A 19,568-nucleotide genomic window follows, 5' to 3' on the forward strand; every position below is an offset into this window, starting at 1 on the left:
GTCCGCCCCTCCCTCGTGAGTCGGTGTGCCTGTGGGTGTGCGTCGAGCGCCTCGACGGACGCGGGAGCCTCTGCCCCGGGGCCGCATGGTTATGCCCGCAGGGCGGGTACTGATCCAGGCGAAGGGGGTCTTGCGCTCCACGGTGTGAGATCTGACACGATGGGCTGTGAGACCCCATCCCCCAACCCCCGGGGAGCGGGCTCTGACGTCGGCCGGACGCGGTGACCCCGTGCGCCGGCCCTGGACGAGGAGTGAGACGTGACCATCGACTCCGCGCGTGGCGCGCCGTCAACCGGCGCCGACGACGCCTCCGGCACCCCCGAGGCCTCGCCGGAACTCATCCAGCTGCTCACGCCCGAGGGCGAGCGGGTGGAGCACCCCGACTATCCCCTCGACCTGACCCCCGACGAGGTCCGCGGCCTCTACCGGGACCTGGTGATGGTGCGCCGGTTCGACATGGAGGCCGTCGCGCTGACCCGGCAGGGCGAGCTGGGCCTGTGGGCCTCGCTGCTGGGCCAGGAGGCCGCCCAGATCGGTTCCGGGCGGGCCCTGGGCGAGCGCGACATGGTGTTCCCCACCTACCGGGAGCACGGGGTGGCCTGGACGCGGGGCCTGGACCCGCTGAAGGTGCTGGCGATGTTCCGCGGGCTGTCCAACTGCGGATGGGACCCCGCCGAGCACAACTTCCACCTCTACACCGTGGTCATCGGCAGCCAGACCCTGCACGCCACCGGTTACGCCATGGGCGTCCAGCGGGACGGGGTGCTGGGGACCGACAAGGCCGCCGCCACGATCGCCTACTTCGGCGACGGCGCGACCTCCCAGGGCGATGTGAACGAGTCGTTCGTGTTCGCCTCGGTGTTCAACGCCCCGATCGTGTTCTTCTGCCAGAACAACCAGTGGGCCATCTCCGAGCCGCTGGAGAAGCAGAGCCGCATCCCGCTCTACCGGCGGGCGCAGGGCTTCGGCTTCCCGGGGCTGCGGGTGGACGGCAACGACGTGTTCGCCTGCCTGGCGGTGACCCGCAAGGCGCTGGAGGCCGCCCGCAGCGGCCAGGGGCCGATGCTGATCGAGGCGTTCACCTACCGGATGGGCGCCCACACCACCACCGACGACCCGACCCGCTACCGGCTGGAAGCGGAGCTGGAGGCCTGGAAGCTCAAGGACCCCATCGAGCGGGTCAAGGCCTACCTGGTCCGCAACGACCTGGCCGACACCGAGTTCTTCGACGAGATCGACGCCGAGGCCAAGCAGTACGCGGCCGATCTGCGCCGCCGCTGCCTGGAGCTGCCCGATCCCGAACCGATGGCGATCTTCCAGGACATCTACGCCGAGCCGCACGCGCTGATCAGCGAGGAGCAGGCGCAGTTCGCGGCCTACCTGGAGTCGTTCGAGACCGAAGGGAGCGGGTCGTGAGCACCGACGTTCTGACGCTGGGCAAGGCGCTCAACGAGGGACTGCGCCGAGCCTTGGAGGACGACCCCAAGGTCCTGGTGATGGGCGAGGACGTCGGCAAGCTCGGCGGCGTCTTCCGGGTGACCGACGGGCTGCAGAAGGACTTCGGCGAGGACCGGGTCATCGACACCCCGCTGGCCGAGTCCGGCATCGTGGGCACGGCGATCGGGCTGGCGCTGCGCGGCTACCGGCCGATCGTGGAGATCCAGTTCGACGGGTTCGTGTTCCCGGCCGCCGACCAGATCATCACCCAGCTCGCCAAGATGCGGCTGCGCTCCCAGGGCGCGATCAAGCTGCCGGTCGTCATCCGCATCCCCTGCGGCGGCGGCATCGGGGCGGTCGAGCACCACAGCGAGTCGCCGGAGGTGTACTTCACCCACACCGCCGGGCTGCGCGTGGTGGCGTGCTCCAACCCGGCCGACGCGTACGCGATGATCCAGCAGTCGGTGCGCTGCGACGACCCGGTCATCTTCTTCGAGCCCAAGCGGCGTTACTGGGACAAGGCCCCGGTGGACCGGTCGGGCGAGTGGCTGCCGCTGGATCGGGCGCGGGTGGTCAACCCCGGCTCGGACGTGACCGTGCTGGCCTACGGGCCGATGGTGAAGACCTGCCTGGAGGCGGCGTCGGCCGCGCTGGAGGAGGACCGTTCGCTGGAGGTCATCGACCTGCGGTCGCTCAACCCGCTGGACATCGACACCGTGCTGGAGTCGGTGCGCCGCACGGGGCGGTGCGTGGTGGTGCACGAGGCCCCGGTGTTCTCCGGATACGGGGCAGAGCTGGCGGCCCGCATCAGTGAGAAGTGCTTCTACCACCTGGAGGCCCCGGTGCTGCGGGTCGGCGGGTTCTCCACGCCGTACCCGGCGAACCGGCTGGAGGAGCACTACCTGCCCGACCTGGACCGGGTGCTGGACGCCGTCGACCGGGTGATGGAGTGGTGATGGCCGGGGTCATGGAGTTCAAGCTCCCCGACGTGGGGGAGGGGCTGACCGAGGCGGAGATCGTCCGCTGGCACGTGCAGCCCGGCGACCGGGTCGAGATCAACCAGATCATCGTGGAGATCGAGACCGCCAAGGCCGTGGTGGAGCTGCCCTGCCCGTACGAGGGGGTGGTGACCGGCCTGCTGGTCGAGGAGGGCCAGACGGTCGACGTCGGGACGCCGATCATCACCGTGGACACCTCGGGCGGGGCGTCCCCGGCCGCCGAGGAGGCCCCGCAGGCCGCCCGGGCCGAGGCGCCGCAGGAGGCGGCGGCCTCCTCTCCCGAGGAGGCCGGCTCGGGCGAGCCCGAGCGTCAGCCGGTCCTGGTGGGTTACGGGGTCAAGCCGGGCTCGACCCGCCGTCGTCCCCGCAAGCGCCGTCCCGCGGCCCCGCCGAGCAGGCCCTCCGGGACGGCGGCGCGGGCGCTGGCCAAGCCCCCGGTCCGCAAGCTGGCCCGCGACCTGGGGGTGGACCTGGCCACGGTCGAGGGCACCGGACCGCACGGCACCATCACCCGGGACGATGTGCACCGCGCCGCCCGGGAGCGGGCCGGTGCGGCCGCGCCGTCGCGGCCGGCCCCGTCCGCCGCCGCTCCGGCGGCCCCGGCTGCGCCGCCGCGGGAGGCCGCGTCCGCTCCCGGCGAGGCCGCCGGGACGCGGGAGGAGCGGATCCCGGTCAAGGGGGTGCGCAAGAGCACGGCCGCGGCGATGGTGCGGTCGGCGTTCACCGCGCCGCAGGTGACCGAGTTCCTGCAGGTGGACGTCACCGAGATGATGGAGACGGTGCAGCGGCTGCGGGAGCTGCCGGAGTTCGCCGAGGTCAAGGTCTCCCCGCTGCTGCTGGTGGCCAAGGCGCTGCTGACGGCGGTGCGCCGGCACCCGATGATCAACTCCTCCTGGGTCGACGGGAACGGGGCCGGCGACGAGATCGTGGTCAAGCACTACGTCAATCTCGGCATCGCCGTCGCCACCCCGCGCGGGCTGCTGGTGCCCAACGTCAAGAACGCCGACCGGCTCACCCTGCCCGAGCTGGCGGCGGCGCTGGGCGAGCTGGTGGAGACCGCCCGGGCCGGGCGCACCCAGCCCGCGGACATGGCGAACGGCACGATCACCATCACCAACATCGGGGTGTTCGGGGTGGACGGCGGCACGCCGATCCTCACCCCGGGCGAGTCGGCGATCCTGGCGGTCGGTCAGATCAGGGACATGCCGTGGGTCCATGAGGGCGAGCTGGCGATCCGCAAGGTGACCACGCTGGCCCTGTCGTTCGACCACCGCATCGTGGACGGCGAGCTGGGCTCGGCGGTCCTCCGCGACGTCGGCGCCATGCTGGAGAATCCGCTCCGGCTGCTGGCCTGGAGCTGAGCTCTCGGTTCGATCCTCTCACCGTTCTGGTGTCGGGTCCGTCCGCCGTCCGGCGGGCGGACCCGACGTTTTCGGGGCGCGTCGTCGCCCGCCCGCCGTCGCACCGGGGCGGGGAACGAGCCGGTCCGCCCCGGCGGGCCGGCCCTGGCGCGGGCCGGTGAAGCGTGCGCCGGAGCGGTCGGGATCTAGCGAAAACTGAGTTTGTCGACTTTCGCAGTAGCCATGCGTGCTTTGGGGTGGTATCAGAGAAAGAATCCGTTATCCACTCCAAGTGACCGGAAGGTCACTCTCCCGGGAGGACACCGTGTCAACGTCGACCACCCCGGCGACCGCTCCCCCGCGTCGCCGGATGACCCCTCGACAACTCCTCATCTGGGGAGCGGTCAGCGTGCTCGGCGCGATCGCCTGGGCGATCATCGCACTGATCCGCGGAGAGGAGGTCTCCGCGGCCTGGCTGGTGTTCGCGGCCGTCGCCTCCTACGCCATCGCCTATCGCTTCTACGCCCGGTTCATCGCCTACCGGGTGCTCAAGGTGGACGACACCCGCGCCACCCCCGCCGAACGGCTCGACAACGGCGTCGACTACCACCCCACCGACCGCCGCGTGCTGTTCGGCCACCACTTCGCCGCCATCGCCGGAGCGGGCCCGCTGGTCGGGCCGGTGCTGGCGGCGCAGATGGGCTATCTGCCCGGCACCATCTGGATCATCGTCGGGGTGATCTTCGCCGGCGCCGTCCAGGACATGGTGGTGCTGTTCTTCTCCATGCGCCGCAGCGGGCGCAGCCTGGGCCAGATGGCCCGGGAGGAGATCGGCCCGGTCGGCGGCGCGGCCGCGCTGATCGCGGTGCTGGCCATCATGATCATCCTGCTGGCGGTGCTGGCGCTGGTGGTGGTCAACGCGCTCAAGGGCTCCCCGTGGGGGACCTTCTCCATCGCGATGACCATCCCGATCGCCCTGTTCATGGGCTTCTACCTGCGCTACCTGCGGCCCGGACGGGTGGTGGAGACCTCCGTGATCGGCGTCGCGCTGCTGCTGCTGGCGATCGTCGGCGGCGGCTGGGTGGCCGAGTCCGGCCTGGCCGACACCTTCACCCTGTCCGGTGAGGCGCTGGTCGTCTCGCTGGTGATCTACGGGTTCGTGGCCTCGGTGCTGCCGGTGTGGATGCTGCTGGCGCCGCGCGACTACCTGAGCGCCTTCATGAAGGTCGGCGTGGTCGTGCTGCTGGCGGTGTCGATCCTGCTGGCCTGGCCGACGCTGCAGACCGAGGCGTTCACCGACTTCGCCTTCAACGGCCAGGGCCCGGTGTTCGCCGGTTCGCTGTTCCCCTTCGTGTTCATCATCATCGCCTGCGGCGCGCTGTCGGGCTTCCACGCCCTGGTGTCCTCCGGTACCACGCCCAAGATGATCATGAAGGAGTCCCAGGTCCGGGTGATCGGCTACGGCGGCATGCTGACCGAGTCGTTCGTGGCGGTCATGGCCCTGGTGGCGGCCTGCATCATCGACCCGGGCCTGTACTTCGCGATGAACATGCCGGGCACCGTGCTCGGCGACACCCTGGAGTCGGCGTCGGCGGCGGTCGCCCAGATCGGCTTCACCATCACCCCCGACCAGCTCGCCGAGGCGGCCCGGGCCGTCGAGGAGGAGACCCTGGTCGGCCGCAGCGGCGGCGCGCCCACCCTGGCCGTGGGGATCAGCTACATCCTGTCCGACATCTTCGGCGGGGACGCCTTCCAGGCCTTCTGGTACCACTTCGCGATCATGTTCGAGGCGCTGTTCATCCTGACCACGGTGGACGCCGGCACCCGGGTCGGGCGGTTCATGCTGCAGGACACGGTCGGGAACGTGTGGAAGAAGGCCGGCGACGTGAGCTGGAAGCCCGGCATCTACGTCTCCAGCGCGATCATCGTCGGGGCCTGGGGCTACTTCCTGTGGGCCGGCGTGCGCGACCCGCTCGGCGGGATCAACCAGCTGTTCCCGCTGTTCGGCATCGCCAACCAGCTGCTCGCGGCGATCGCCCTGGCGGTCTGCACCACCCTGCTGATCAAGTCCGGCCGGGCGAAGTGGGCGTGGGTCACCCTCGTCCCGCTGGCCTGGGACGCGGTGGTCACCCTGACCGCCTCCTGGCAGAAGGTGTTCTCCAGCGACCCGGCGGTCGGCTTCTTCGCCCAGCGCGAGCAGTTCCAGAACGCCCTGGAGGCGGGCAAGACCTCGCTCGGCACCGCCAAGACCCCCGAGCAGATGGAGCAGGTGGTCTTCAACACCACCGTCGACGGCGTCCTGGCCGCCCTCTTCGCCATCCTGGTCGTGGTGATCCTGGTGGACGCCGCCCGGGTCTGGATCAAGGCGCTGCGCTCGGGCGGCACCCTGCCCACCCACGAGGACCCGTACGTGGAGTCCAAGCTGTGGGCGCCGTCCGGCCTCATCGCCACCGCCGAGGAGCGCCGCATCATGAAGGAACGCGAGACGAAGGAGCACGAGGCGGCGGGAGCCCCATCGTGACCCGTGCCTCGGTCCTGACCGAGACGTTGCGGACCCGCTTCCGCAACGCCTGGCGCCTGTTCCGCGAGTTCTCCGGCGAACGCGCCTACGAGATCTACCTCGAGCATCGCCGCCGCCACCATCCCGGCGAGCCGGTGATGTCCGAACGCGAGTTCTGGCGCCGCCACATCGACGCGCGGGACACCGATCCCCGCAGCACCTGCTGCTGAGCGGGCCCCGGGCCGGACCCTCCCCGCCGGGTCCGGCCCGGTCCCGCCGCCGGCCGGCCTGAGAGGCTGGTGCGGTGAGCAAGACCGTCGCCGGCGGCTTCCGCGGATTCGAGTTCTGGGTGCACGACGTGTGCCAGGCGCTGCTGTGGGCCGAGATGATCGGCGTCGTGGAGGACCTGCCGCCGAAGGAGCGGCCGGACTGGACGACCGAGCTGCTGCCGCGGCTGCGCGAGCACGCCGCCCTCGGCGACCTGTACGTGCCGCTGGAGGAGTGGGCCGGCGGGCACGAGGAGGAGTTCGTCGAGCTGGTGGCGCGGGCGCGGCGGCGGCTGGCCGAGCGCGGTACGGTGACGCCGCAGGAGGCCGCCCGATGGATCGTGCTCGACGACCTCCCGGTCATCTGGCGCGGCGACGAGCCGATCGAGACGGCGCCGGTGGTGGAGTTCGCCGACGCGGTGGTCGAGATCGTCCGGGGCGTCCACCCGCCCGCCCCGCCGGGCCGCCAGTGGTACTTCGACATCCGCCGGACCCCGGACGGACCGGCCACCGTCGAGATCGCCGAGTGACGTCCCCCTGAGGGGGGTTCCGTCGTCGCCGGTCGCTGCGTCACCGCCGTTCGCCCTCGGACGGGGCGGGCCGCCGTCGTCGAGATCGCCGATCGAGCGAGCCGACCACCTGCACGAGGCCGGGGCGCCTCCCCCCGCCCCGAAAAACGCTTTCGCGTCCGGGTCGCGCCCGCACACCATGAAGCATGGTGTGGACCGCCCCGAAGATCACGCGCACGCTCGGCTTCCTCGACGCGTCGACGGGGAGCGAGCGGACGCTGCTGGACGCCTGGCTGGAGCATCACCGGCAGACGCTGCTGTGGAAGTGCGAAGGGCTCACCGCCGAACAGCTCAAACTGCGGCCCGTCGAACCGTCGAACCTGTCCCTGCTGGGGCTCGTCCGCCACATGGCCGAGGTGGAGCGCGACTGGTTCCGCACCAGGTTCGCCGGGGAGCGGGTGGGCTACCTGTACTGCAGCGACGACGACCTCGACGCCGAGTTCGACGTGGACGACGCCGACGCCGAAGCCGACTACGCCGCCTACCTGCGGGAGCTCGGGATCGTCCGGCAGACCGTCGCCGAACGTTCCCTGGAGGAGGTCTACTTCGACCCGCGCCGCAAGACCCACATGAACCTCCGGTGGGTCTACCACTCCATGATCCAGGAGTACGCCCGCCACAACGGCCACGCCGACCTGCTGCGGGAACGCATCGACGGCCGCACCGGCCAGTGAGCGCCGCCGCCCGCCCCGCGGAACCGGTCGCGGGGCGGGCGGCGGCGCGGCGACCCCCGCGCGGCGACCCCCGCGCGCGGTGCGCCGAGCCTCCCGGCCCGCCGTCGACCCGGGCCGGGGCGCGGACGTCAGCGGGAGGCCTCCCGCCGGGCCCAGTCGGTGAGGCCGGCCAGCGTGTCGAACCGGTGGGAGACGCCGTCGCGGGTGACCTGATAGACCTCGCCGGTCCAGGTCACGGTGAGGTCGGCGGGGCCGTCGGCGGACGGACGCCACCCGGCGCGGGACAGGGCGCGTTCCAGCAGCGGCCGGTGGACCCCCTCGGCGGTGATGCGGGCGGTGCCGCAGTCGGCGCCGTGCAGGACGAACACGCCCGAGGCCGCCTCGAAGGTCAGCTCCGCGCTGTCGAAGGAGGCGGAGATCGCCCCGTTCAAGGTCAGCTCCTCGGGGGTGCCGCGGTGCAGCTCCCCGTCGCGGGTGAGCAGCCAGACCCGGTCGGCGATGCGCAGCGCCAGCTCCAGATCGTGGGTGGAGATCACCACCACCAGGGAGCGTTCCCGCGCCAGCCGCCGCAGCAGCCCCATCAACGCGACCCGGGAGGGGGCGTCCAGGAACGCGGTGGGCTCGTCCAGCAGGATCACCGACGGCTCCTGGGCGAGGGCGCGGGCGGTGAGGATCCGCTGCCGCTCCCCGTCCGACAGCTCGGTGACCGGACGGTCCGCCAGATGGACCGCGTCCACGGCGGCCAGCGCCCAGTCGACGACGGCGTGGTCGGCGGCGGTGAGCCGCCCGGTGAAGCCGGTGTGCGGGTGCCGCCCCAGCGCCACCAGCTCCCGCCCGGTCAGCAACGCCGGAACGTCCCGCTCGGTCAGCACCACGGCCACCCGCCGGGCCAGCTCCGCCGGGCCGATCGCCAGCAGCGACGTCCCGTCCAGCAGCACCTCTCCCGCCAGCGGCGGCTGCAGCCCCGACAGCGTCCGCAGCAGCGTCGACTTGCCCGCCCCGTTCGGCCCGATCAGCACCGTCAGGTCCCCGGCCCGCGCCTGGGCGTTCACCCCCTCCAGCACGCGCCGCGCCCGGCGCCCGCGCCGCCCCGGGTAGCCGACCGCCAGCCCTTGCAGGGTCAGCATGCCGCTCATCCCGTCCACCCGGCCCGGGCGGCGCGGCTGCGCAGCAGCACGGCGATGACCACGGGGGCGCCCAGCACGGTCGTCACCGCGTTCAGCGGCAACAGCATGCCGCTCCCGGGGGCCTGGGTGGCGATGCAGCAGGCCAGGGAGACGGCGGCGCCCAGCAGCACCGCGGCGGGCATCAGGATCCGATGGTCGGCGGTGCCCAGCAGCAGCTTGGCCATGTGCGGGACGGCCAGCCCCAGGAAGGCGACCGGGCCGCAGTAGGCGGTGACCGCGCCGGCCAGCACCGACGCCGTCAGCAGCGTCATCGTGCGGGTGCGGCGCACGTGCACGCCCATGGTGCGGGCGTAGTTCTCCCCCAGCAGCAGGGCGTTCAACGGCTTGACCCCGCTCAGCGCCGCCAGCAGCGCCGCCCCGCAGACCGAGGCGAACACCGCCAGATCCTCCCAGGTCGTGCCGGCGTAGCTGCCCAGGCTCCAGGTGAGGTACTGCTGGGCGCGCTGCCCGTCGGAGTAGGCCAGCAGCAGCGTGATCAGCGAGGAGGTGGCAGACCCCACCATCACCCCGATGATCAGGATCGTCGCGACCGAGCGGACCCGTCGCGACAGCGCCAGCACCAGCATGAGCACCGCAGCCGCGCCCGCCGACGCCGCCACCACCAGCCCGGCCCGCCCCGGCCCGGCGATCTGCGAGGTGAGCGTCCCGGCCGGACCAGCCCAGCCGGTCACCGCCAACGCCACCCCCAGGCTCGCCCCGGAGCTGACCCCCAGGATGTAGGGCTCGGCCAGCGGGTTGCGGAACAGCGTCTGCATCTGCACCCCCGCCACCGCCAGCGCCGCCCCGGCCAGCACGGCGGTCACCGCCCGCGGCAGCCGCACCGTCCAGATGATCACCTCGGCCCCGGGGTCGGCCCCGTCGGCCCGCAGCAGCGCCGGGATCGCCCGGTCGAGGGGGATCACCGTCGACCCCAGCGCCACCGCCAGCACGAACCCGACCGCCACGGCCGCGCCCAGCAGCCCCAGCACGACCCCCCGTCGTGCGGCCGGACTCCTGCCCGGCCGCACGACGGGGGAGTCCGCACCGTCCGGCCGCCGCGCACCGTCCGTCCGCCGCGCGACGCCGGGCCGGTCGGCGGACCCGGGGGGCGCGGCGGCGGACGGGACGGCGGGATCGCGGGAGTCGGTCACCTGGTGAGCTGCTGGTAGAAGGTGAACGTGTGCCCCGGCATCAGCTCCGGGTGCAGGATGGCGATCAGGTCGGCCAGGATCAGGTCGGGGCGGACGACACCGCGCTCATACAGGTCGTTGCCCCCGCTGGGACTGATCGCCTTGTTGGCGGGCCAGACCTTGCCGGACTTGAACGCGGCGAACTCCGCGTACCGCGGGTCGGCCTTGCGCACGTCCTCCAGGGTCTTCCAGTCGTTGATCTGCGGCAGCCAGACCTCGGCGTCCCGGGCCTTGGCCAGCACCGTCTCCAGGTCGTAGTTCGTGCTGCCGGTGCCCTTGGTGTCGGCCCAGGCGTAGGTGCCGCCCGCGTCCGCGATCAGCCGGGCCATGAAGCTCTCCCCGTTGGGGATCGCCCACTGCCCCTGGAACATCTGGCCCGGCAGCACCGTCACCGGCTCGGCGGTCTTCGCCTTGCCGAGCAGCTTCCGATAGGCGATGTCGATCGTGTCGAACGCCTCGGTGGCCTTGGCCTCGGTGCCGGTCAGCGCGGCCACGAACTTGATCCACTCGGCCCGGCCCAGCGGGCTGGTCTCCTGCCACTCGGCGTTGGCGACGATGGCGATCCCGGCCCGCTGCAGCGGCCCGTAGGCGGGGTTGTCCCGGCCGTCGGTCATCAGCACGTCCGGGCGGGCGCCGATCACCTTCTCGGTGTCGATCTGCTCGCCGGTGATGTCGGCGTACTCGACGATCTTTCCCGCCTGCACCTGCGCGCGGACCTGCGGCGAGGTGATCAGCCCGGTGACGGCGACGCCCTTCAGCCGGTCCAGCACGCCCAGCTCGGTGATGAACGGCAGGTGCGTCGTCGAGCCGGAGAACAGCGTGCGCACCGGGGTCTGCACCACGGTCGCGCCCTTGAGCTCGCCCTCCAGCGCGGGCGCCGGCGTCCCGCAGCGCACCAGCACGTACTTGTGCGGCGCCGCCCCCGGTGAGGGCTGCTTGACCGTGACGACCTGGTAGTTCTTGGCGTAGCGGAGGGTGAAGTTGGTGGCGTGCCGGATCGTCTGCTTGACCGGGAAGTAGTCCTTGCTCGCGTCGTACTCGCGGACGCATTCGCTGCTCGCCGCCGCCTGCCGCGTCTCGTCGCCGCCGCATCCGGCCAGCGGCAGCACCAGCAGCAGTCCGGCCAGGAGCCGTGCCTTGCTCTTCGACACCGATGTCTCTCCCGAGAACGGGCCGTGACCGCCGTTCCTCGACGGCGCCCACGGCGGGCGGAGGGACGGATCCACCCGCGCGGGACACGGCACGGCGCCGTTCCTTGCCGTGGGGAGATCCGCCCCATCGTGCTAAGGAGGCGGCCGCGCGAGTCTCCTGGCTCTCGGGTCGACGCTCCTCCCCGCCTTCCCACCCGGAGCCCCGGGCAGTGGCGTCGCTGGGGATTCGCTCGCCGATCACAGTGGCGGGACCGCGCCGGATTCGCACCGGCTTCCTCGTCCGCTGCCGCCTTTGCACGGCAATCTTCGCACACGTGACGTTCCACCCTGCACATCCCCTGGCGGCGGGCCGGGGAGAACCCATGACCCGCGGCCCTCTCCGCCGCAGGGCTGCCGAGCGGAGCGGCGGCGCGGCCCGGCCGCCCGGGCCGTTCTCACCCATGCCCTGGAGACCTTGGGGTGCCCCCGCGTCATCGCCGAGATCGACGAGACCAACCGGGCCTCGATCGCCGTCGCGACCGGTCTCGGCCTGCGCCGCTTCGCCACCGTCCAGGGCAGGCTCGGTCCTCTGCTCCGCTACACCACCTGAGCGGCGGGGAGACGCGTGGGGCGAGTCGACCCCGCCTCGTCGCATGCGGCGACGCCCTCCGCGGAAACCCCGTCTGCAGAACCCGCCGTCGGGCGGGGAGGGAAGCGGACCCCCTGCGAGGCGGGAGAGGGCGGGCGATCCGCTCCCGGCCTCGGTCCCCCTCAGCTCTTCTCAGCACTGCCGGACTGCCGGAGGCGCCGCGCGGTCGCCGCGTACCGGGCCGGCGGCACGCCGAAATGGCGCCGGAAATGCCGGGTCATGTGCGCCTGGTCGTAGAAGCCGACCTCGGTCGCGACCTCGGCGGGATGCCGTCCCTCGATCAGCAGCCGCCGGGCCCGGTCGATGCGACGGCCGGTCAGATAGCGGTGCGGCGGAAGGCCGAACGTCTGCGTGAAACACCTGACCAGGTGGGCGGGGTGGGCGTGCAGGACCTGGGCCGCCTCCCGGAGCGACACCCCGCCCTGGACCCGGGCGTCGAGCAGGTCGCGCAGGTCATGGGCGAGCCGGGCGGCCCCTCGCTCCTCCGGCGGGGGAGCGCCCGTCGCCAGATGGGACCGCAGCCGGTGGCCGACGACGGCCAGCCGGGACTCGGCCTCGAACTCGTCGCCGGGCCGGCGCAGCGCCTCGTGCAGCTCGTGCACCCACCGGCGCAGACGCCCGTCGCGCAGGACGGGACCGTCCACCGCCGCACCGATCAGGCGCTCGGGGACCAGCTCGGGATCGAGGTACAGCACGCGCTTGCCGAAACCCGCGGAGGTGGCCGCGCGCCCGTCGTGGGAGACCGCCGGCGGCAGGATCACCGTGCCGGCCCGGTCGGCGACGTGCCGGCCGTGGGCCAGCGCGAACTCCACGGCGCCGGAATCGACGATCAGCAGCGTCCACGCCTCATGGGTGTGGGCGGGATAGGCGTGCGCGGCGAACCGGGCGTGGAAGACCTCTCTGATCCCGTGGACTCTGGGGCGCCAGGCGACGATCCGCGGGTCCCTTCCGCCTCCCGCCATGCAAAGAACGTACAAGACCGGCGCCGCCGAGAACCAGCAGCATCGAGACGCGGATCATCGGCGGGCCGCCGGGCCGCCCGCCGGGAGTCATCCGTCGGCCGGTGACGATCCGGCGACGTTCGACGGCGGAGGAGAGGACGAGGTGACGCTCGGCAGTCGGCAGCGCTCCGCCTACGCCGCCCTGGCGCTCGGCACGGCCCTCATGGGCAGCGCTACACCGTCTCCAAGGCCGTGGCCGACGTCGTCCCGCATATCGGGTGGCGGCCCTGCTCCGCTTCGGGCTCGGCGGGCCGGTGATGTTCGGCCGGCCATGGTGCGGTGGCGGCCTCTGCAGGGAGGAGCGCCGACCCCGAACGGACAAGCGGATCCGAACGAGAAGCGCATGACGGTCCGGCGCCGGTTTCGGCGTCGGTACACGATGAAAGGTGCCATCAATATGTCACAGGCGGCTCCCAAAGTCGGGGACACCAAGATCGCGGTGGTGGTGCGCGAGGACCTGGCGGTGTGGCAGAAGCTGAACGTCACCGCCTTCACCGTCAGCGGAATCGCGGCCACCGTCGAAGGCGTCGTGGGCGAGAACTATCGCGACGCCACGGGGAACGAGTACCTGCCGATGTTCGGGCAACCGGTGCTGGTGTTCGCGGCGGATGCGGAGAAGCTGAAGCGGGTCCATGAGCGGGCGCTGAGCCGCGGGGTCGCGATGACCGTGTACACCGAGGAGCTGTTCGCCACGAACAACGACGAGGACAACAGGGCCGCCGTGAGCTGCGTGGAGGCCGACAAGCTCAACTTGGTCGGGCTCGCCCTCCGTGCGGAGCGGCGGACGGTGGACAAGATCGTCAAAGGGGTGTCGCTGCACCCCTGACGAGGCTCCCGGCGATCGACCGGCGGCGTGGGTGCCGGCGCGTCCGGCGGTGTGTCCGGCGGTGCGGACACTGGCAGGGACGGCGTGGACGGCGGGGTGGGCGCCGGTACGGGCAGCGGTATGGGCGTCGGTGCGGGCTGCGGGGCGGACGCCGGAACGGGCCGGGCAGGGCCGCCGCACGCCCGCACGGAGTACGGCGCCGTGCGCGGGCGTCGCCGGACCGCCGCCATGACCGGGCGCGACGCCCCCTCGGATCCCGCCGCTCGAGGGACGGGGCGGCGTCCTCGGGCGATGGTGTGCGCCCCCGAGCAAGAACGCGTGGGTTCATCGCCGTTGTTCTCACGGTGGCCGCTCTCGTGCTCGGGGCGTGCTCCCTGATGGGGAACGACGGTCCGCCGCCCCTCTCGCGCCTCCTCACGCCTGTGAGTTGTCGGACGATGAGCTGCGGTGGCGATTGTTCGGCGACGCCGTGCCCGAGCCCGGGGAGGCAGACGGACTTCCCGGCGCGAGGAGGGCGATGTGCAGCACAAGCGATGATTCGCGCACCGATGGGGAGCCGCATCTGTGAGGCGTGCGGGCGGTATGCGTGGCCGTGGCGTCCACCGGAGCGATTCGGCCTCTGTTGGATGTCGGCTTGCGATGGCTGCGGTGGAGCGGGACGTCGGTCGTGTGAGCCGACTGGCTGTGTGTCGTGAGGGAGAACCGGATGAGGTCCGTGCTTCGCGGCCTCACGGTCCGAGGGTTCGTGGTGCCGGGCGGTCTCGTTGGGGCGTTGGGGGATGTCCGCAGGGGCGCTGCGGCGGGAAGGGCGTTCGGCGACACAGACCTGGAAGTCGCCAAGGAGTCGATCATTCTGCCGGACGGCTCTCGGCCGGCTCAACGGTCTGCGGTGGTGACCGCGGGTCCTGATGTGGCCATCCGCATGCTCCAGACGGGTGGTTCCTCTGGAGAAAGGTCTTTGACCTGCGTGGATCCGTCCTGACATGGCGGATCGTCATGTAGCGCACAGTCACCTTCTAGTCGCTCTGTGAATTTTGATGAGCTACCTTACCTAAGGTGATCTTTGCTGTCATCGGTCGTTGTCGGTCGTTGGGGCGAGGTCTCGTCAGATGGCGAGGGCTGTGCAGAGTGTTTGCGGGCGGGTGAGGCCATGACCAGGGAACTCCTCTGCGGACCTGATGTGCGTCATGCGGTGGAGAGCATTTCCTCTCCATGCGCTTGTTCGGCCGGTCGATCAGATATTGGGCGAACGTTCAGGTGAAAGGCGCCTCTCGGCAGACGCTTTCCGCATTGGCGATACGTTTGGCCTGGATGTCTGGCCGGTGGCTTTACGTTTCTGAGAGGAATGATGATTTCTAAGAAATTGGCGTTCTCGGTTGTCGTGTTCTCGTCGACTGCTCTCACGCTCAATTCGTGTTCTCCGATAGGAAATGAAGATGCGTTGCGCTTCTCGCGCATTCCCCAAGCCTGTGAGCTGCTGAGTGATGACCTGCGGCGGCAGTTGACCGGGGGAGACACGCCGGGGGAGGCTGAAAATATAGATCTTTTCGTAAAGAAAAGTGGATGCGATTTTGCTGGCGCGGATGGAAATTATTCCATATCGATAAACGTGCTATGGTTTCCGAAAAAAGTTGATTCCAAGGATGAGCCCTTTGGCGATTTTTGCTGGAGGGTGTCGGCGAAGGAGGGTGAATGCTCCCCTCTTTTTGGCGTAGGGGATGAGGGGTGCCTTTTTTATGTGGAAAAGGATCGAGATCGGTACTGGCATCAATCTGGCACCATTCTTCTTCAGTACGGGAATGTCGACGTTCGGATTGAATTGATCAGGAACAATCCTGATGGGCTGGATCCAAATTTCAAGGAGAATGCTCGGAGGGTTGCGTTCTCTGTCGCCGAGAAGCTGGAGGCCGAGGCTCGGTGATCTGTGCCCGGCCGGTCGCCGGGGCGCTCCGTCACCGGCGCCGTGCCTTCGACCGGTGGTCGGCCCAGTGTTGGAACAACCCCGCGTAGAGGGCGACCCATCCGGCCGGGTCGGTCTCGCTGCGCTTGCGCCACACCTCCGCGTGGGTCATCGCCCATCGGGTGAGATAGTCCGGGTCCACCTCCGCCCAGGAGGGGAACTGCGCGACCCACTCCTCGGCGGCCCGCGGCGAGTGACCCGCCCTGATCAGCCAGGGGACGACCAGCGCCGGCTCCACCCACGCGGCTCCGCGGGAGGCGAACGCCCAGTCCACCACGTACGCGCGGCCGCCTGAGGCGATGATGACGTTGTCCTCGTTGAGGTCGGTGTGCAGCAGCGTGTCCCCGACCACGGGCGCGGTGTCCTCCAGCTCCCGCCGCCAGCGCCGCTCCACGGTCAGGCGGACCGCATCGGGGCAGGGCACGGCCTGGAGCGCATGGATCGTGTCGGCCAAGGCGGCCAGGTCGGGGGAGTCGGGGGAGAAGTCCGCCGGCCGGCCCTCCACGTGCTCGAACCCCAGGGCGAGCCAGCCCTCGGTCTCGATCCGCCACCGCAGCCGGGGGGCGAGCCCGGCCACATGCGGGTTGACGGCCGCCTCGCGGCGCAGGGACGTCACCTCGGGCCCGTCGCGGTCTGGGAGCTTGCGGGCGGCCTTGACGAAGATCCGGCCGCCTGCGGTGTGCAGGGTGGCGGCGATGTCGGCGTGGTTGCCCGCGGGCGCCGGGGTGACGGCGTCGATCGGGCCGGTGCGGGCCTCGATCCGGTCTCGCAGGTCCTCGGGCAGGTCGGTCCGGTCGCTGCGCACGGCGGTCTCCCTGGAGTCGCGTGGAAGCCGTGCGGCAGCCTAGCGCCCGGCCGCTCGCGGGGCCCGCGCATGACCGTGCCCGCGGCGCGAACAGGCAAGAGCGGGCAGGAAGCAGCAGGAAGGCCGTTTATCGGCGCGTTTAGCTTAGGCTAGCCTAAATCCGTGTCGACTCCCGTGCGCGAAGCCCCCGTGCGCAAGGAGCCCGTCCGCGCGGCGGCCGCGCTCGGGCGGGCCGGAGGGCTGCTGATCCTGGCCGGTGCGCTCGTGGCGGCCATGGCGGCGAGCCTGGCGATCGGGGCCGAGAACATCCCGCTGGGCCGGGTGGTGGACGGGCTGCTGCACCCGGACGGGTCGCGGGAGGCGCTGATCGTCCAGGATCTGCGGGTGCCGCGCACGCTGCTGGGGGTCGTGGTCGGCGCGTCCCTGGGGCTGGCGGGGGCGCTGATGCAGGCGCTGACCCGCAATCCGCTGGCCGAGCCGGGGCTGCTGGGCGTGAACGGCGGCGCGGCGTTCGCGGTGGTGCTGGTCATCGCGTTCCTCGACACCCGGACCTCGCTGGTGTACGTGTGGGCGGCGTTCGCCGGGGCGGCCGGGGCGGCGGTGCTGGTGTACGCGGTCGGCTCCTATGGGCGGGCCGGGGCCACGCCGGGGCGGTTGGTGCTGGCGGGGGCGGCGCTGAACGCGGTGTTCAGCGCGCTGACCGCCGGGGTGATGCTGCTGGATCCGCGCACCTTCGACGGGTTCCGGTTCTGGCAGGTGGGGTCGCTGGCGAGCCGGGACCTGGAGGTGGTCGCGCAGCTCGGGCCGTTCATGCTGGCCGGCGCCGTGCTGGGGCTGCTGCTGGCCCGGCCGTTGAACGCGCTGGCGCTGGGGGAGGACGCGGGTCGGGCGCTGGGGGTGAGCCCGGCCCGGACGCGTGCGCTGGGGGCGCTGGCGATCGTGGTGCTGTGCGGGTCGGCGACGGCGGCGGCGGGGCCGATCTGGTTCCTGGGGCTGGCGGTGCCGTTCATGGTGCGTTCGCTGGTCGGGCCGGATCAGCGCTGGGTGCTGCCGTACTCGCTGCTGCTGGCGCCGGTGCTGCTGCTGGCCGCGGACATCGCCGGGCGGGTGGTGGCCAGGCCCGGTGAGCTGGAGACCGGCATCGTGACCGCGTTCGTGGGGGCGCCGGTGTTCATCTGGATGGTCCGTCGAGGGAAGGCGCCGAAGCAGTGAGCCGGGTGGTGCGCGCCGGGGCGTTGTCGGTGCGGTGGGAGCCGCGGGCCGCCGCGGTGGGCGTCGGGCTGCTGGCGGTGGGCCTGGCGGCGGCGGTGTTCGTGGTCGGCACCGGGGACTTCCCGATCTCGGCGCCCGAGGTGGTGCGGGCGCTGGTGGGGCAGGGCGACCAGGCCACCACGTTCATCGTCACCGAGCTGCGGCTGCCGCGCGCGGCGGTGGGGCTGCTGGCGGGGCTGGCGCTGGGCATCAGCGGGGCGATCTTCCAGAGCATGTCCCGCAATCCGCTGGGCAGCCCGGACCTGATCGGCTTCACCACCGGGGCGTCGACCGGGGCGCTGCTGCAGATCCTGGTCTTCGGGGGCGGCACGCTCGCGATCGCCGCCGGGTCGGTGGCCGGGGCGGTGGGCACGGCCGCGGCGGTGTACGCGCTGTCGTATCGGGGCGGCGGGGTGAGCGGCCACCGGCTGGTGCTCATCGGCGTGGGGGCGGCGGCCATGCTGGAGGCCGCCAACAGCTATCTGATCACGCGGGCTGAGCTGCGCGAGGCCTATGAGGCGGCGTTCTGGCTGACCGGCAGCCTCAACAACCGGGGCTGGGAGCACGCGGCGCCGCTGGGGTGGGCGCTGGCCGTGCTCGTCCCGCTGGCGCTGGCCTATGGGCGCCGGCTCACGATGGGCGAGCTCGGCGACGACGCCGCCCAGGCGCTGGGGGTGCCGGTGCAGCGTTCCCGTGCGGTGCTGGTGGCCGTGGGGGTGGGGCTGACCGCGGTCTCCGCGACGGCGGTGGGGCCGGTGCCGTTCGTCGCGCTGGTCGCGCCGCAGCTGGCCCGGCGGCTGACCCGCCGCACCGGCCCGCATCTGATGTCGGCGGGACTGATGGGCGCCGCCCTGCTGAGCGTCGGCGATCTGATCTCCCTCAAGCTGCCGGTCGCCGTTCCGGTGGGCGTCGTCACCGGGGCTCTCGGCGGCCTTTATCTGGTCTGGCTTCTGGCCGCCACCGGACGAAAGGGGACCACGTGAACAGGCTTGTGGCTCGTGACCTGACGTTGGCGTACGAGCAGCGGGTGGTCGCCGAGGGGCTCGGGGTGGAGGTCCCGGACGGGTCGTTCACGGTGATCGTGGGGCCGAACGGGTGCGGCAAGTCGACGCTGCTGCGGGCGCTGGCGCGGCTGCTCAAGCCCCGGGAGGGGGCGGTGTTCCTGGACGGGGAGCCGATCTTGGGGCAGCCGGCCAAGCAGGTGGCGCGGCGGGTGGGGCTGCTGCCGCAGCAGCCGGTCACCCCGGACGGGATCACGGTGGCGGATCTGGTGGCGCGGGGGCGTTACCCCTATCAGCGGCTGCTGCGCCAGTGGTCCAGGGAGGACGAGCGGGCGGTGGCGGCCGCGATGGAGGCGGTCGGGGTGACGGAGCTGGCCGACCGGGTGGTGGACGAGCTGTCGGGCGGGCAGCGGCAGCGGGTGTGGCTGGCGCTGGTGCTGGCCCAGGAGACCCCGATCATGCTGCTGGACGAGCCGACGACGTTCTTGGACATCGCGCACCAGATCGAGGTGCTGGACCTGTGCTCGCGGCTGCACGAGGAGGGCCGCACGCTGGTGGCGGTGCTGCACGACCTCAACCACGCCTGCCGGTATGCGACTCATCTGATCGCCATGCGCGGGGGCGAGATCGTCGCGCAGGGGCGTCCCTCGGACATCGTCACCGCGGAGCTGGTGGAGCGGGTGTTCGGGCTGCCCTGCCGGATCATCGACTGCCCGGAGACGGGGACTCCGCTGGTGGTGCCGGCGGACCGGCGGAAGGCGTTGACGGCCGGAATGCTCTGAATTAGGTTAGCCTTACCTAAGTT

Annotated in this window: 18 protein-coding genes and 1 riboswitch; of the genes, 13 read left to right on the forward strand and 5 right to left on the reverse strand. The window is 71.8% G+C overall.

The window, feature by feature from the left end; genetic code table 11:
- Positions 1-258: 258 nt before the first annotated feature.
- From pdhA to EIO00_RS04295, 7 genes are all read left to right on the forward strand, one after another.
- A complete protein-coding gene (gene pdhA, locus EIO00_RS04265) occupies positions 259-1,416 on the forward strand; it encodes a pyruvate dehydrogenase (acetyl-transferring) E1 component subunit alpha (protein WP_140175576.1) in 1,158 nt (385 codons plus the stop codon).
- Complete coding sequence (locus tag EIO00_RS04270; protein WP_140175577.1) at positions 1,413-2,393, forward strand: alpha-ketoacid dehydrogenase subunit beta; 981 nt, start codon at positions 1,413-1,415, stop codon at positions 2,391-2,393. Before pdhA ends, EIO00_RS04270 begins: the two co-directional genes overlap by 4 nt.
- Positions 2,393-3,796 (forward strand): dihydrolipoamide acetyltransferase family protein, encoded by a 1,404-nt coding sequence (locus EIO00_RS04275; RefSeq protein ID WP_175596121.1) that lies wholly within the window; start codon positions 2,393-2,395, stop codon positions 3,794-3,796. Before EIO00_RS04270 ends, EIO00_RS04275 begins: the two co-directional genes overlap by 1 nt.
- 349 nt (positions 3,797-4,145) lie before the next feature.
- Positions 4,146-6,296 (forward strand): carbon starvation CstA family protein, encoded by a 2,151-nt coding sequence (locus EIO00_RS04280; RefSeq protein ID WP_140175579.1) that lies wholly within the window; start codon positions 4,146-4,148, stop codon positions 6,294-6,296.
- Positions 6,293-6,505, forward strand: a complete 213-nt coding sequence (locus EIO00_RS04285) for a YbdD/YjiX family protein (protein ID WP_241661103.1) — start codon at positions 6,293-6,295, stop codon at positions 6,503-6,505. The genes EIO00_RS04280 and EIO00_RS04285 overlap by 4 nt, the downstream gene beginning before the upstream one ends.
- A 74-nt stretch (positions 6,506-6,579) precedes the next feature.
- Positions 6,580-7,071, forward strand: a complete 492-nt coding sequence (locus tag EIO00_RS04290; protein WP_140175580.1) for a hypothetical protein — start codon at positions 6,580-6,582, stop codon at positions 7,069-7,071.
- Between the two features lie 185 nt (positions 7,072-7,256).
- On the forward strand, positions 7,257-7,784 hold the full coding sequence (locus EIO00_RS04295; RefSeq protein ID WP_140175581.1) for a DinB family protein: 528 nt from the start codon (positions 7,257-7,259) through the stop codon (positions 7,782-7,784).
- 128 nt (positions 7,785-7,912) lie between these two features.
- On the opposite strand, the gene EIO00_RS04300 is transcribed toward EIO00_RS04295, so the two are convergent.
- From EIO00_RS04300 to EIO00_RS04310, 3 genes are all read right to left on the reverse strand, one after another.
- Positions 7,913-8,920: an ABC transporter ATP-binding protein gene (locus EIO00_RS04300; RefSeq protein WP_175596122.1), complete on the reverse strand. Its 1,008-nt coding sequence runs from the start codon at positions 8,918-8,920 to the stop codon at positions 7,913-7,915.
- Positions 8,917-9,939, reverse strand: coding sequence for an iron ABC transporter permease (locus EIO00_RS04305; protein ID WP_140175582.1), 1,023 nt, complete (start codon positions 9,937-9,939; stop codon positions 8,917-8,919). Before EIO00_RS04305 ends, EIO00_RS04300 begins: the two co-directional genes overlap by 4 nt.
- Positions 9,940-10,097: 158 nt before the next feature.
- The gene (locus EIO00_RS04310; RefSeq protein ID WP_175596124.1) at positions 10,098-11,291 is read right to left on the reverse strand and encodes an ABC transporter substrate-binding protein; all 1,194 of its coding nucleotides are present in this window, start codon (positions 11,289-11,291) and stop codon (positions 10,098-10,100) included.
- 134 nt (positions 11,292-11,425) lie between these two features.
- Positions 11,426-11,614, reverse strand: a riboswitch (cobalamin riboswitch).
- Here EIO00_RS04310 and EIO00_RS25510 point away from each other — a divergent pair.
- A complete protein-coding gene (locus EIO00_RS25510; protein ID WP_277752847.1) occupies positions 11,584-11,880 on the forward strand; it encodes a GNAT family N-acetyltransferase in 297 nt (98 codons plus the stop codon). (Overlaps the previous riboswitch by 31 nt.)
- Before the next feature lie 161 nt (positions 11,881-12,041).
- Here the strand turns inward: EIO00_RS25510 and EIO00_RS04320 are convergent, their stop codons facing one another.
- Positions 12,042-12,881: a helix-turn-helix transcriptional regulator gene (locus EIO00_RS04320; RefSeq protein ID WP_140175585.1), complete on the reverse strand. Its 840-nt coding sequence runs from the start codon at positions 12,879-12,881 to the stop codon at positions 12,042-12,044.
- A gap of 436 nt (positions 12,882-13,317) precedes the next feature.
- Here EIO00_RS04320 and EIO00_RS04325 point away from each other — a divergent pair, with 436 nt between their 5' ends.
- On the forward strand, positions 13,318-13,746 hold the full coding sequence (locus tag EIO00_RS04325; protein WP_140175586.1) for a DUF2000 domain-containing protein: 429 nt from the start codon (positions 13,318-13,320) through the stop codon (positions 13,744-13,746).
- A 1,345-nt stretch (positions 13,747-15,091) separates the two neighbouring features.
- Positions 15,092-15,667, forward strand: coding sequence for a hypothetical protein (locus EIO00_RS04330; RefSeq protein ID WP_140175587.1), 576 nt, complete (start codon positions 15,092-15,094; stop codon positions 15,665-15,667).
- A 31-nt stretch (positions 15,668-15,698) separates the two neighbouring features.
- Here EIO00_RS04330 and EIO00_RS04335 read toward each other — a convergent pair whose 3' ends face one another.
- Positions 15,699-16,511: a protein kinase family protein gene (locus EIO00_RS04335; RefSeq protein ID WP_140175588.1), complete on the reverse strand. Its 813-nt coding sequence runs from the start codon at positions 16,509-16,511 to the stop codon at positions 15,699-15,701.
- A gap of 162 nt (positions 16,512-16,673) precedes the next feature.
- Between EIO00_RS04335 and EIO00_RS04340 the strand changes: the two genes are divergently transcribed.
- Genes EIO00_RS04340 through EIO00_RS04350 form a run of 3 tightly spaced genes read left to right on the forward strand, consistent with a single transcriptional unit; the run spans position 16,674 to position 19,545 of the window.
- Positions 16,674-17,723, forward strand: coding sequence for a FecCD family ABC transporter permease (locus tag EIO00_RS04340; protein WP_140175589.1), 1,050 nt, complete (start codon positions 16,674-16,676; stop codon positions 17,721-17,723).
- On the forward strand, positions 17,720-18,745 hold the full coding sequence (locus EIO00_RS04345) for a FecCD family ABC transporter permease (protein ID WP_140175590.1): 1,026 nt from the start codon (positions 17,720-17,722) through the stop codon (positions 18,743-18,745). Before EIO00_RS04340 ends, EIO00_RS04345 begins: the two co-directional genes overlap by 4 nt.
- Positions 18,742-19,545, forward strand: a complete 804-nt coding sequence (locus EIO00_RS04350) for an ABC transporter ATP-binding protein (RefSeq protein ID WP_140175591.1) — start codon at positions 18,742-18,744, stop codon at positions 19,543-19,545. Before EIO00_RS04345 ends, EIO00_RS04350 begins: the two co-directional genes overlap by 4 nt.
- Positions 19,546-19,568: the final 23 nt, after the last annotated feature.

It is taken from the genome of Thermomonospora catenispora (assembly GCF_006363815.1).
Taxonomy (GTDB): domain Bacteria; phylum Actinomycetota; class Actinomycetes; order Streptosporangiales; family Streptosporangiaceae; genus Thermomonospora; species Thermomonospora catenispora.